The 11,384-nt window shown below is 70.3% G+C and carries 13 protein-coding genes and 1 pseudogene; 7 read left to right on the top strand and 7 right to left on the bottom strand.

Translation table 11 applies throughout. The features are described 5' to 3' along the window. A pseudogene (locus tag KBY90_RS14155) lies at positions 1–152 on the top strand (photosystem II D2 protein (photosystem q(a) protein)); the annotation flags it as partial. Between the two features lie 149 nt (positions 153–301). Here KBY90_RS14155 and KBY90_RS14150 read toward each other — a convergent pair. Next, positions 302–1,111 carry an aspartyl/asparaginyl beta-hydroxylase domain-containing protein gene (locus KBY90_RS14150; RefSeq protein WP_254969308.1) on the bottom strand — a complete coding sequence of 270 codons (810 nt, stop codon included), beginning with the start codon at positions 1,109–1,111 and terminating at the stop codon, positions 302–304. 518 nt (positions 1,112–1,629) lie between these two features. Between KBY90_RS14150 and KBY90_RS14145 the strand changes: the two genes are divergently transcribed. Together KBY90_RS14145 and KBY90_RS14140 are read left to right on the top strand one after the other, a co-directional pair. Beyond that, positions 1,630–3,099, top strand: coding sequence for an iron uptake porin (locus KBY90_RS14145; protein ID WP_254969307.1), 1,470 nt, complete (start codon positions 1,630–1,632; stop codon positions 3,097–3,099). 242 nt (positions 3,100–3,341) lie between these two features. Further along, positions 3,342–4,052 carry a J domain-containing protein gene (locus KBY90_RS14140; RefSeq protein ID WP_254969306.1) on the top strand — a complete coding sequence of 237 codons (711 nt, stop codon included), beginning with the start codon at positions 3,342–3,344 and terminating at the stop codon, positions 4,050–4,052. Positions 4,053–4,082: 30 nt separating this feature from the next. Here the strand turns inward: KBY90_RS14140 and KBY90_RS14135 are convergent, their stop codons facing one another. Beyond that, positions 4,083–4,367 carry an NAD(P)H-quinone oxidoreductase subunit O gene (locus tag KBY90_RS14135; protein ID WP_254969305.1) on the bottom strand — a complete coding sequence of 95 codons (285 nt, stop codon included), beginning with the start codon at positions 4,365–4,367 and terminating at the stop codon, positions 4,083–4,085. Positions 4,368–4,491: 124 nt separating this feature from the next. Here KBY90_RS14135 and KBY90_RS14130 point away from each other — a divergent pair, with 124 nt between their 5' ends. Further along, positions 4,492–5,427 carry a TIGR01777 family oxidoreductase gene (locus KBY90_RS14130; protein ID WP_254969304.1) on the top strand — a complete coding sequence of 312 codons (936 nt, stop codon included), beginning with the start codon at positions 4,492–4,494 and terminating at the stop codon, positions 5,425–5,427. Here the strand turns inward: KBY90_RS14130 and KBY90_RS14125 are convergent. From KBY90_RS14125 to KBY90_RS14110, 4 genes are read right to left on the bottom strand one after another with little or no spacing between them, the layout of a single operon-like run. Beyond that, on the bottom strand, positions 5,384–5,647 hold the full coding sequence (locus KBY90_RS14125; RefSeq protein ID WP_254969303.1) for a hypothetical protein: 264 nt from the start codon (positions 5,645–5,647) through the stop codon (positions 5,384–5,386). The two genes, KBY90_RS14130 and KBY90_RS14125, sit on opposite strands and share 44 nt — an antisense overlap. A gap of 18 nt (positions 5,648–5,665) precedes the next feature. Next, positions 5,666–6,898: a lipid-A-disaccharide synthase-related protein gene (locus tag KBY90_RS14120; RefSeq protein ID WP_254969302.1), complete on the bottom strand. Its 1,233-nt coding sequence runs from the start codon at positions 6,896–6,898 to the stop codon at positions 5,666–5,668. Positions 6,899–6,927: 29 nt separating this feature from the next. Then, entirely contained in the window at positions 6,928–7,350 is a 423-nt protein-coding gene (locus KBY90_RS14115) for a M48 family metallopeptidase (RefSeq protein ID WP_254969301.1), read from the bottom strand. A 60-nt stretch (positions 7,351–7,410) separates the two neighbouring features. Next, positions 7,411–7,836, bottom strand: coding sequence for an iron-sulfur cluster assembly accessory protein (locus tag KBY90_RS14110; protein WP_254969300.1), 426 nt, complete (start codon positions 7,834–7,836; stop codon positions 7,411–7,413). Between the two features lie 109 nt (positions 7,837–7,945). Between KBY90_RS14110 and zds the strand changes: the two genes are divergently transcribed. From zds to KBY90_RS14095, 3 genes are read left to right on the top strand one after another with little or no spacing between them, the layout of a single operon-like run. Beyond that, a complete protein-coding gene (gene zds / locus KBY90_RS14105; RefSeq protein ID WP_254969299.1) occupies positions 7,946–9,454 on the top strand; it encodes a 9,9'-di-cis-zeta-carotene desaturase in 1,509 nt (502 codons plus the stop codon). 53 nt (positions 9,455–9,507) lie between these two features. Further along, a complete protein-coding gene (locus KBY90_RS14100; RefSeq protein WP_254969298.1) occupies positions 9,508–9,951 on the top strand; it encodes an SRPBCC family protein in 444 nt (147 codons plus the stop codon). Between the two features lie 7 nt (positions 9,952–9,958). Then, a complete protein-coding gene (locus tag KBY90_RS14095; RefSeq protein ID WP_254969297.1) occupies positions 9,959–10,516 on the top strand; it encodes a hypothetical protein in 558 nt (185 codons plus the stop codon). On the opposite strand, the gene KBY90_RS14090 is transcribed toward KBY90_RS14095, so the two are convergent. Further along, entirely contained in the window at positions 10,500–11,363 is an 864-nt protein-coding gene (locus KBY90_RS14090; RefSeq protein WP_254969296.1) for a uroporphyrinogen-III synthase, read from the bottom strand. The genes KBY90_RS14095 and KBY90_RS14090 overlap by 17 nt on opposite strands. Positions 11,364–11,384 lie beyond the last annotated feature (21 nt).

The following is an 11,384-nucleotide window of genomic DNA, read 5'->3' as shown; positions in this document are numbered from 1 at the left end:
TCCGCGCCGCCGAGGACCCGGAGTTCGAGACCTTCTACACCAAGAACATCCTTCTCAACGAAGGCATCCGGGCCTGGATGGCACCGGCTGACCAGCCGCACGAAAACTTCGTCTTCCCTGAAGAGGTCCTGCCGCGCGGCAACGCCCTCTGATACGAGGCAACATCCGACGGTGTTTCCGTCCTTTCCAGCGCCCCTCATGGGGCGCTTTTTTCACAGCTTCCACGCGAAGAACATCTTTCTTCCTCCCCTCGCTCCGCCTTCCGGCGCAGCCGTCCGCCTGCCGGCACCGGCAGGCGCGATCAGGACGGGCTGATGCCGGCGACCCGGCCCCAGAACGAGCGCTCGGCGGCCTGCTGACGGGCGTTGGCTTCGCGCAGAAAGGGTGCCAGCCCGGCGAGGTTGAGCAGCCAGTGGTTCAGGGTCGAGAGCGGCCAGTGCAGCGGCCGCTCGAAATCCACGAACAGCACCACCCGGTAGCCGTCCGTGTCGTTCCACACCTGGTGGTTGTAGGTGTCGTCGAACACCAGACAACGCCCCTCCCGCCAGGTGTGGACTTCATCGGCGATCCGGATCCGGCAATGCTCGGCCGGTTCCGGCACCACCAGGGCCAGGTGCAGGCGCAGCACCCCCGCCCAGGCTCCCCGGTGGGGCGGGATGTGCTTGTGGGGGGAGAGGATCGAGAAGAAGGCGGTGGTGCAGCCGGGGATGGCGGCCAGCACCCCCATGGTCTCCGGGCAGCGGCGGGCGTTCTCGCTGCAGTCCATGCCCACCCCCTTGAGAAAGAACGTCTTCCAGTCGTCGTCCTTCTGGATGCTGCTCACCTCCCGCAGGATGTCCTGAAAGTTGGGCATGGCCGCGCGGTGCTCCATCAGGGCGTCGAGCTCCCCGCGCACCCGCCGCCAGTCGGCCTCGACCCGCTCGATCCAGGGGAACCGGTCCACGGCGTACACCGGACGGTCGGGATGCACCGAAAACCAGCAGAGCAGCTGCTCCAGGCCGCCATGGATCGCCCGGCGCAGCCGGGCCTTGACTGATCGCGCCGGAAAGGTCCAGTGCCGCCGGCGCGGATGGGATGAGCTCAGGTGCTGGAGCCGGTGGGGGTCGGCCATCGGATGCTGCGGACGACCCGCTCAGCGCAGGCCCGACCCTAGGCATCGCCCTTCTGCCCTCCGGCGGCGTCGCCGGTGCCCGGGCTGCAGCTCGCGCGCGGGATTTCGACAGCCCTAGGATCCCGGGGTCCTGTCAGCAGTGGCGTGGCTGGGGCCTCAGGAACCCCGTTCCGGGCCGCCGCCGAACGCGTCGCCGGCTGACCCTATCCCCAACGGAGGAGGTGCCCGTGAGTTCCAGTTGTTTCACCAAGGGTCTGCTGATCGCGGAGAACGCCGGCTGATTACGGCGCCTGAACCCTGATCAAACGGTTCCGCGGCCCATGCGGACCCGGCGAGAGCCCCCGGTGCCCCGTTCAGGGACGCCGGGGGCATCGTTTTCCAACCACACCCTTCCAACCCCAATCAGGGGGCACCCGCCAGGGGTCATTGTGCTCTCTGTCACAGGGGGGGTGGTGACCAGCGGGGCAAGGCCGCACACTGTGGTCGGCGCATTGCGCCTTCTGTGTGAGGAACACTCCATGAAACTCTTCCAGCAACTGCTGGTTGCTCCCGCGGCGCTCGGTCTGCTGGCCCCCATGGCCGCTACCGCTGCTGAGGTCAACCTGGACGGCGTCAACCAGTACGCCTCCGAGGAGCAAGTCACCAGCATCTCCCAGTTCTCCGACGTGCGGCCCACCGACTGGGCCTACCAGGCGCTCTCCAACCTGATCGAGCGCTACGGCTGCGTGGCCGGCTACCCCGACGGCACCTACAAGGGCCAGCGGGCCATGACCCGCTTCGAGGCGGCCGCTCTCCTGAATGCCTGTCTCGACCGCGTCACCGAGGTGACCGACGAGCTCAAGCGCCTGATGGCCGAGTTCGAGAAGGAACTGGCCGTGCTCAAGGGCCGCGTCGACGGCCTCGAGGCCAAGGTGGGTGAGCTGGAGGCCAACCAGTTCTCCACCACCACCAAGCTGAACGGTATCGCCACCATGGTGGTGGGCGGCGCCGGCAACACCGGCTTCGGCCAGGAAGTCACGGTGAACTACGACGTTCGCCTGAACTTCGACACCAGCTTCACCGGCAAGGACCTGCTGCGCACCACCCTGCGGGCCGGCAACTTCGGTGATTCGGTGTTCGGCAACGGCAACACCCTGATGGAAGTCGCCTTCGAGGGCGCTTCCGGTGCTGATTCCGTCGAGATCAACCGTCTCTTCTACCAGTTCCCCATCGGCGAGGCCTGGACCGCCACCGTGGGTGCCAAGGTGCGGCAGGACGACATGCTCGCCATGTGGCCCACCGCCTATCCGGCTGACACCATCCTCGACCTGTTCACCTACGCCGGTGCGCAGGCCGCCTACAACCTGAACCTGGGTGCCGGTGTCGGCATCATGTACAAGGCCCCTGAGGGTGGCTTCAATGCCAGCCTCAACTACGTCTCCTTCGACGGCCAGGGCGGCGGTGCCGCCTCGAACTCCTCGATCGGCGCTGGTGAAGACTTCACCGTCACCGCTCAGGTGGGCTATGCCGGCGAGAACTGGGGTGCGGCCTTCGCCTACACCTACGCCGACTTCGACTTCCTCGGCCTGAGTGAGAGCAACAACATCGGTCTGAGCGCCTACTGGTCGCCCTTCACCGCTGCCTGGGCTCCCTCGATCAGCGCTGGCTTCGGTTACTCCGATGTCAGCAGCGGGCCCGTGGATGAAGCCTGGAGCTGGATGGTGGGCCTGCAGTGGGCTGACGCCTTCATGCAGGGCAACGCCCTCGGCGCCGCCATCGGCAGTGTGGGCCAGGTCGGCCGTGGCAACTGTGCCCGAGCCATCTGCACCGCCAGCCTCTGGGTTGACAGCAACAGCGGTGGCAGCGGCCAGGAGAACCTGGGCGTTGAGCTCTGGTACAAGTGGCAGGTCACCGACAACATCAGCGTGACCCCCGCCTTCTTCTGGCTCGAGAACTCCGGTGTCGACGACACCTTCGGCGGTCTCCTCAAGACCACCTTCAAGTTCTGATCCACGCGGGATCGGGTCCGGATTCCTCACACACACCTCCGGGTCCTTTCCGGCTTTCCTCTTCTCACACCTTTCGGCACACACTTCCTCGTTGTCGTCCTCCCTCCGCCCCCGGCCACCGGCCGGGGTTTTTTCATGGCTGCCGCTTCTCTTCACTGCCGCGCAGTCCCGGCCAGGTCCCCTGCCGGTCGCCCCTCCCTTGTCCCCTAGCGTGAGCGGCAGGCCGCCACTGCCGCCACGCCTTGAGCCGCTTCACCTCCCCTGCCGCTGCCGTCGACCCCTATCGGGTGCTGGGCGTGTCGCCGCAGGCCAGCGGTGAGGAGATCAAGGCCGCCTACCGCAGCCTGGTGAAGCAGCACCACCCCGACGCCGGCGGCGACGACACCACGATCCTGGCCCTGAACGCAGCCTGGGAAGTGCTGGGTGATCAAGACCGCCGGCGGCGCTACGACCACCATCAGGCAGGCCGGGGTCAACGCCGGGCGGCTGCCCCCCCATCACCCGCGGCATCCGCAACAGCCGCGGCGGCTGCCCCGGCCGCGGCGACGGCCCAGGAGGAGGAGAGAGCCACCTGGCTGCGCCAGGTCCACGCCCCCATCGACCGCCTGCTCGGCGAGGTGGTGAATGCCTTCCCGGCCCAGCTGCGGGCTCTGGCCGCCGATCCCTACGACGATGCGGTGATGGACACCTTCTGCACCTTTCTGCAGCAGAGCCAGGCCCGTCTCGGCCGCGTGGAGACGCTGTACCGCTCGCAGCCTTGTCCCGCGGGCCTGCAGGGCTTCAGCCTCGACCTCTACCACTGCCTGAGCCTGGTGAAGGACGCTCTGCTGGATCTCGAGCGCTACACCATGGGCTATGTGGACTCCTACCTCCGGGACGGCCGCGAACTGCTGCGGCAGGCCCGCCAGCGCCGCCGGGAGCTGCAGGAGAACCGGCGGCAGCTGCAGCGCTGAAGGCCGCAGGGGATGGCGGCAGGCAGCGCTTCAGCCTGCGAAGGCTTCCAGCTGGTCCAGCCGCAGCCACACGTCCGGCACCGGTCGACGCCAGCGCAGCTGGGCGTAGTCCCCCTTCAAGGCCAGGATTTCACCGGGCCCGTCGAAGATGTAATCGGGCGCCTCACTGTCGCTGGCGGCGGCCTCGAGGCTGCTCGTGTAGGCCTGCCGGTTCACCCGCACCAGCGCGCCTTTCTTGAGGGCCGCTCTGACCGGGGTCGCCGCAGGCTCAGCGGGCTCGGCAGTCTTGGGCAGGTCGGCGGGGAGGTCGGCCATGGGTGGCGGGACGCTGGCGGCGCGGCGGCGTGCGACCAGGCTAGGGCCCGCCCGGAGCCGTCCAGCCCCCGCATGAGGCTCACCCAGCCGGCCTAGCCTCCCCCCAGCAAGGGGAGATCGAGGCGTGCGACTGCTGCTGCTGGGCTGTTCGGGGTTCGTGGGCCGGGAGCTGGTGCCCTTCCTGCTCGAGCTTGGCCACAGCCTCACCCTGGTGAGCCGGCAGTCCCAACCCTTCCCTCAGCTGGTGGGCAACCGGCTGGCCTGCCTCCAGCTCGATCCCAGCCAGGAGGCCAGCTGGGATCAGGATGGCCTGCAGCAGGCCATCGCCAGCGCCGAGGGGGTGGTGAACCTGGCCGGCGAGCCGATCGCCGAGAAGCGCTGGACCCCCGCCCACCGTGCGCTGCTGATGACCAGCCGGGTGGCCACCACCGAGCACCTGGTGCGGGCCATGCAGCGTCTGGAGAGCCCACCGGCGGTGCTGGTGAACGGATCGGCGGTGGGCTACTACGGCACCAGCGCCGAGGGCCGCTTCACCGAGGCCAGCCCGGCGGGCGACGACTATCTCGCCGAGATCTGCACCCGCTGGGAGGCCGCAGCCGCGGGCTGCCCCTCCGGCACACGCCTGGCGATCCTGCGCATCGGCATCGTGCTGGGTCCGGACGGGGGCGCGCTGGGTCGGATGCTGCCGGTGTTCCGGCTGGGCTTCGGGGGGCCGGTGGGCAGCGGGCGCCAGTGGATGAGCTGGATCCATCGCCACGACCTGTGCCGGCTGATCGCGGCCGCCCTGGAGGACGAACACTTCCGCGGCACCTACAACGCCGTCGCCCCGGAGCCTGTGACGATGGCCGACTTCGCCGCCGCCCTCGGCCGGGCGGTCGGCCGCCCCAGCCTGCTGCCGGTGCCGGGGCCCGTGCTCCAGCTGCTGCTCGGCGATGGCGCCCAGGTGGTGCTGGAGGGCCAGCGGGTGCTGCCCGAGCGCCTGCAGCACCAGGGCTTCCCGTTTCACTACGGGAACCTCAGCGCTGCCCTCGCCGCTGCCACCAGCCCAGCAGGCCACTGATCACCGCCGCCGCCATCAGCACGCTGATGGCGGGGGTGAACAGGGGTTCCCACAGCCGCTCGAACAGCTCCAGCGGCGCCTCCACGTGGCGGCTGTGGCAGACCACCGCCACGCCGAACCACACGGCGCCGGCGATCACCAGGAACACGTCGGCCACCAGCAGGAGGTCCAGCCAGGCCCTGAGGCGCTGCAGCATCGGCATCGGCGGCGTGTCGGCCATGGCACTTGCGGGTTCGCTTCAGGCGGCCGCGCTGCCGCGGCCGAGCAGCTCCATGATCGCCGCCGCCAGGCGTGCGCTGCCGCCCACGGCACCGATCCGTTCGGCGGCCGCGCCGTTGAGCTCGCGGCGCAGCGCCGCGCTCCGCACGGGGTCGGCCAGATCCTGCAGCAGCTCCGCCGCCCGCTCCGCCGTGGCCTCCAGACAGGCCGGGCTGCCCGGCTCGCCGGCGGCGCACACCACCCCGGGCCCCAGCAGGCGCCGCTGGGCTTCGGCGAAGCCGGCGGTGAACTGGGGGCCGCGGCCCGCCAGCTGCAGCACCGGTTTGCCCAGCCCCACGGCCTGCTCGGTGGCCGTGCCCGCCATGGCCAGCACCAGATCCGCCGCCGCCAGCTCCTGCGGGAAGCCTGACCACACCAGCTCCACCGTGAGGCCGCAGCGATGCTCCAGCACCGTGGCTCCCGCTCTGGCTCCCGCCGAGCCTGCCTGCCAGCCCAGGGGCTGCGCCAGCCTCTGAATGGCCTCCGCTTGCAGACCGCCCACCAGGGCGGCGCTGACGCGCAACTGCTGCGGCTGGGCGAGCCGGACGGCCAGCCGCGGCAGCAGCTGCAGCATCAGCGCCAGGTTGTGCGCTGCCTCCGGCAGCCGGCTGCCGGGCAGCAGCAGCAGGTGCTGCGGGGCGGCATCGGCGCCGGCCTGGCGGCCCGGCGAGAGATCCAGCGCCGCGTCCAGGAAGGGGTTGCCGAGGAACGTCACGCTCCGGTCCAGCTGGGCGCTGAGATCGGCGGCGGTGAGGCGGTCGCGGCTCCAGATCGCCCGGATCCGCCGGCGCCGCAGCAGCCAGCCGCAGGGCCAGGGCAGCCGCAGGCGCCCTTCGTAGTGGCTGGAATAGGCCACCAGGTACACCGCCGCCGGCCGGCCCGACAGCCAGCAGCCCAGCACGGCCACCAGATCGCCCACCGCCACCACCAGGTCGTAGGCACGGCTGCGGGGCCGCAGCCGCGCCAGCTGCAGGATCACGTGCAGCGTCTGGCCCTCCAGCAGTTCACGCATCTGGCCGGCCAGGCTGGTGAAACCCAGGCCGCCGGTGCTGAAGGAGCGGGTGCGGCCCAGCACCGGGATGCCCCGGCGCCGGTAGGGCTCGCCATGGCCCACCAGGGGCAGGGCCGTCACCAGCACCCCCTGTCGCTGCAGGCAGGAGCCGATCAGGGCACCGCTGAGGTCCTCTCCGTGGCCATTGCTCAGCAGCAGCACACGGGCGGGGATCCGCCGGGCAGGTGGGCTCAGCTGGTCAGCCAGGTGCGCACCTTCTCCATGGCGGTCCAGCCCGGCTTGCGCTGCAGGCCGTCGCTGATCGACTCCTGCAGTTCGCTGGCCAGCTCGGGTGCGATCGCCATCACCCGCTGCACGATCTCGATGTGTTCCCGCACCCCCTTGGCGCCCGTCTCCAGCATCGCCAGGCTGAGGTTGATGCGCGCCTGGGGATCCTGGGGGTTGAGCTTCACGGCGGTGCGCGCCGAGCGCAGGGCGTCCAGGGGATGGTCGGCCAGCAACTGCAGCCAGGCCAGGCAGGTCCAGCCGGCGGACTGGCGCGGTGCCTGCTGGGTGATCGCCACGAACTCGGGAATCAGGGTCGCGGGATCCTCCCCGGCGTTGTAGCGGGCGATGGCCTGGTCGAACGGGGAGTCCGCGGAGCTGGCCGTCATGACGGGGATGCGCGATCGCAGGCTTCAGATTCCCATGCCGGCTGCCGCAGGCCGCCTGGCTCAGACCGCGAACGAGCTGCCGCAGCCGCAGGTCTGGGTGGCGTTGGGGTTGGAGAAGTTGAAGCCGCCGCCGATCAGGGCACTGGAGAAGTCCAGCTGCATCCCGTAGATGTAGAGGAGGCTCTTGGGGTCGCACACCACCTCGAAGCTGGGGCAGTCGGCGGGCTCGTAGGTGTAGCGCTCGTCGTCGTCGCGGATCTCGCCGGCGTCCACGAAGTCCATGGTGTAGCTCATGCCGCTGCACCCGCCAGAGCGCACGCCCACCCGCAGCACCTTGCCGGCACCCTGCTGCTGCACCAGGGCGGCGAGCTGCCTCATCGCCGGCTCGGTGATCAGGATGCCCCTGCCGTCCCTGGCGGTGTGGGTGGCAGCGGGCTGAGCGGAGGGCTGAGCGGAGGGCGGTTGGGTCGCCAGGTCGGTGCTCATGGCGGTCGCGCCTGCGGCGTGGGGTCGTGGTGGTGCCGATGCTAGGCAGGCGGCCACTCCGTCAGGGTCCCGCTCCATAGAGTCGGCCCATTGTTCGTGGATCGAGCGGGTGCGCGTCGCCATCATCGGGGCTGGACTGGCCGGTCTGTCGGCCGCCGTGGATCTGGTGGACGCCGGCCATGAGGTGGACCTCTACGAGGCCCGGCCGTTCATGGGCGGCAAGGTGGGCAGCTGGGAGGACCCGGACGGCAACCACATCGAGATGGGGTTGCACGTGTTCTTCTTCAACTACGCCAACCTCTTCGCCCTGATGCGCAAGGTGGGGGCGATCGAGAACCTGCTGCCCAAGGAGCACACGCACCTGTTCGTGAACCGGGGCGGCGATCTGCGCGATCTCGACTTCCGTTTCCCCGTCGGCGCACCCTTCAACGGTCTCAAGGCCTTCTTCACCACGCCCCAGCTCGACTGGATCGACAAGCTGCGCAACGCCCTGGCCCTGGGCACCAGTCCGATCGTGCGTGGCCTGGTGGACTACGAGGGCGCCATGAAGGTGATCCGCGACCTCGACCGCATCAGCTTCCAGCAGTGGTTCCTGGGCCACGGCGGCAGCCCCCGCAGCATCGAGCGGATGTGGAACCCGATCGCCTACGCCCTCGGCTTCATCGACTGCGAGGCGATCTCCGCCCGCTGCATGCTGACCATCTTCATGATGTTCGCGGCCAAAACCGAGGCCTCCAAGCTCAACCTGCTCAAGGGTTCGCCGCACCGCTGGCTCACCGGCCCGATCCTCAACTACATCACCCAACGCGGCGGCAGGCTGCACCTGCGCCACCGCGTCAGCGAAGTGCTGTTCGAGGAGGGCGCCCCCGGTGCCGATGGTCAGCCCGCCACCCGGGTGAGCGGCCTGAATCTCGGCACCCCCGAGGGGGAGATCAGCGTGCAGGCCGACACCTATCTGGCCGCCTGTGATGTGCCGGGCATCCAGCGGATGATCCCGGCGGCCTGGCGCCGCTGGCCCCTGTTCGAGAACATCTACAGGCTCGAGGCCGTGCCGGTGGCCACGGTGCAGTTGCGCTACGACGGCTGGGTCACCGAGCTGGGCGACAGCCCCGCTGCCGCTGCGGCCCGCGCCGATCTGGATCGGCCCGCCGGCCTCGACAACCTGCTCTACACCGCCGACGCCGACTTCAGCTGCTTCGCCGATCTGGCCCTGGCCAGCCCCGCCGACTACCGCAGGCAGGGGCTGGGCTCGCTGCTGCAGTGCGTGCTCACCCCCGGTGACCCCTGGATCCCCAAAAAAACCGAGGAGATCGTCGCCCACACCGATGCCCAGGTGCGGTCCCTGTTCCCCTCGGCCGCGGGCCTGACCCTGGTGTGGAGCAACGTGGTGAAGCTGGCCCAGTCCCTCTACCGCGAGGCGCCCGGCATGGAGCCCTACCGGCCCGAGCAGCGCACACCGGTGGCCAACTTCTTCCTGGCCGGCAGCTATACCCGTCAGGACTACATCGACTCGATGGAGGGGGCCACCATGAGTGGCAGGCTTGCCGCCGCTGCGATCCTGGACCGGCCGGTGACCCTGGCCAGCAACACCGCCGTCGAGGCCGCCGCTGCGGCCTGATTTCCGCCCACCCCGTTTCCAGGCCCCCAGATCCGCCCCCCGAGGAGAACCGCATGGGCCGATGGCTCGAGCACAGCGTCACCACCATGGTCCAGGCCCCCGTGGATCAGGTCTGGGCCGTGTGGAGCGATCTGGAGGCGATGCCGCGCTGGATGCGTTGGATCGAGTCGGTCGAGACCGTGTCCGGTGACCCCGATCTCACCGACTGGACCCTGGCGGCTCAGGGGTTCCGCTTCCACTGGAAGGCCCGCATCACCCAGCGGGTCGAGGCCCAGCAGCTGCACTGGGAATCGGTGGGCGGCCTGCCCACCCGGGGGGCTGTGCGCTTCTATCCCCAGCCCGACGGCAGCACCGCCGTGCGGCTCTCGGTGAGCTACGAATTGCCCGGGGTCTTGGCACCGCTGATGGAACCCAGCATCCTGGGGGGCATGGTCACCAGGGAACTGCAGGCCAATCTCGACCGCTTCCGGGATCTGGTCGAACACCGCAACCGCTGACGCTCCGATGTCGCCGATCCACCCCATCACCTCCGCCCTGCTCGCCGCCCTGTCCGGCAGCAGCCTGCTGCTGGCCGCCTGCTCCGGCGGCAAACCCCCGGAGGCGGAGCTCCCCGAGCCGCCGGCTCCGGCGGCGGCCAAGCCTGATCAGGCCGCCCCGCCGGTGCGCGCCGAGGTGGCCGGCTTCACCCCGCTGCCCTCCACCAACCAGGTGCTGGCAGCCAATCCGATCGGTCGCAGCGACCCCTTCGCCTCCGACCGTCCGGTCGTGGCCGCCCGACCCGCCGGCGCGACCGGGCCTGGTGGAACCGCCGCCCCTGCCCCTGCCCGTCCGGCGCCCCTTCAGCTGCCTCCCGGCTTCCAGTTCAGCGGGGTGATCCGCGTCGGTTCGTCGCCCCAGGCCATGGTGCAGTTCGGCCCCAGCAGCGGTGCAGTGGGCATCGGCGAACGCGGTGGCAGCAGCACCGATCTGCTGCCCGCGGGCTGGGTGGTGTCGTCGATCGATGTCGACCGGGGCCGCCTGGTCCTCCGCCAGGGCAGTCAGACGGTCACGGCCGAGCTCTGAGCGGACGCCCGTCCAGAGCCTGAACGCAGGCCTGGACGAGCCCCTCCAGGTCGTGGGGCTCCGCTTCGGCATCCACACGGCCCAGGGTGGTGCGGCAGCGTTCGCTCGTCTGCGGCCCGATCGACACGATCGCCACCGCGTTCAGTCGATCCTGCCAGCTGTCGCCGAAGGCCTCCTCCAGCAGCCGCGCCGTGTGGCTCACGGTCTTGCCGCTGCTGAAGGTGATCGCATCCAGCCGCTCCTGGTGCAGGGCCGCCAGCGCCGCGCTGGGCAGCCCCGCCGGGCAGCGGGTCTCGTAGGCCGGCACCTCCACCACCCGGGCACCGGCCGCCGCGAAGGCCTCGGCCAGCACGGAACGCCCGCCGCTCTGCACCCGCGGGATCAGCAGCCGCAGTCCCCAGCCCGAAACCGGGAAATGCTCCAGCAGGCTGTCGGCCACGAAGGCGGGGGGCACGAAGTCCGCCGGTGCCCCCAGCTCCTCGAGGCGTGCCGCGGTCTTGCGGCCCACCGCGGCGATCCTCAGGCCGGCCGGCAGGTGCGAGAGGCTGCGCCCCTGGCGGCGCAACCTCTCGTCCAGGGCCTCCACGCCGTTGCTGCTGGAGAACACCAGCCAGTGGAAGTCCTCCAGTTCGGCCAGGGCGTCATCGAGGGGCCCCCAGGAATCCGGTGGCGTGACCACCAGGGCCGGCAGGTCCACCACGCTGGCCCCGGCCGCTTCGAACAGCTGCCGGGCCGCCCCCAGCTGGGTCTCGGCACGGGTCACGGCCACCCGGCGGCCCGCCAGCGGTGGGCGGCTGGGCTCAGGTGTCTCGGGCGGTGTCAGGGGGAGATCGGGGTTCGGATCCATGCCGTCGGAGTGGAGGGGGCG

It is taken from the genome of Cyanobium sp. CH-040 (genome assembly GCF_024346135.1).
Lineage (GTDB): Bacteria > Cyanobacteriota > Cyanobacteriia > PCC-6307 > Cyanobiaceae > NIES-981.
Note: the sequence above shows the minus strand (reverse complement) of the source record. Positions and strands in the feature narration are given on the sequence as shown.

Coding starts and splice junctions, on each gene's coding strand:
- KBY90_RS14150 (WP_254969308.1), bottom strand. CDS start 1,111: ATGGCCGACCCCCACCGGCTCCAGCACCTGAGCTCATCCCATCCGCGC.
- KBY90_RS14135 (WP_254969305.1), bottom strand. CDS start 4,367: ATGGCCGACCTCCCCGCCGACCTGCCCAAGACTGCCGAGCCCGCTGAG.
- KBY90_RS14095 (WP_254969297.1), top strand. CDS start 9,959: ATGTCGCCGATCCACCCCATCACCTCCGCCCTGCTCGCCGCCCTGTCC.
- KBY90_RS14090 (WP_254969296.1), bottom strand. CDS start 11,363: ATGGATCCGAACCCCGATCTCCCCCTGACACCGCCCGAGACACCTGAG.
- KBY90_RS14110 (WP_254969300.1), bottom strand. CDS start 7,836: ATGAGCACCGACCTGGCGACCCAACCGCCCTCCGCTCAGCCCTCCGCT.
- KBY90_RS14125 (WP_254969303.1), bottom strand. CDS start 5,647: ATGGCCGACACGCCGCCGATGCCGATGCTGCAGCGCCTCAGGGCCTGG.
- KBY90_RS14145 (WP_254969307.1), top strand. CDS start 1,630: ATGAAACTCTTCCAGCAACTGCTGGTTGCTCCCGCGGCGCTCGGTCTG.
- KBY90_RS14115 (WP_254969301.1), bottom strand. CDS start 7,350: ATGACGGCCAGCTCCGCGGACTCCCCGTTCGACCAGGCCATCGCCCGC.
- KBY90_RS14100 (WP_254969298.1), top strand. CDS start 9,508: ATGGGCCGATGGCTCGAGCACAGCGTCACCACCATGGTCCAGGCCCCC.